Origin of the sequence: Actinoplanes sp. DH11, from assembly GCF_020873875.1 — a bacterium.
Lineage (GTDB): Bacteria > Actinomycetota > Actinomycetes > Mycobacteriales > Micromonosporaceae > Actinoplanes.
In genome coordinates this window covers 1-284 of the sequence record NZ_JAHWGU010000208.1, presented here as the reverse complement: position 1 = coordinate 284, position 284 = coordinate 1, and the positions used below count along the sequence as shown (strand labels likewise).

1 rRNA gene is annotated in these 284 nt (G+C 59.2%); it reads right to left on the bottom strand.

The window, feature by feature from the left end:
* Window positions 1–167: 167 nt before the first annotated feature.
* Window positions 168–284 (bottom strand): 16S ribosomal RNA (locus LPA41_RS41460); the annotation flags it as partial.

Here is a 284-nt window from a genome sequence, read left to right as displayed (position 1 = left end):
GGATTCCAGCCGCACCAACACCCGTTCCACGCCACCGAAGCAGCTGTACTAGGAAGCCGGCCGTTGCCAGATCCAATTAGCCAGTGTCTCCGCCTATGAGCTCCTCACCAACACATTCGGTCGATGCAGGATTTCTGTCCACGTTTCCGCAGAAGAATGCTCCTTAGAAAGGAGGTGATCCAGCCGCACCTTCCGGTACGGCTACCTTGTTACGACTTCGTCCCAATCGCCAGCCCCACCTTCGACGGCTCCCTCCCACAAGGGGTTAGGCCACCGGCTTCGGG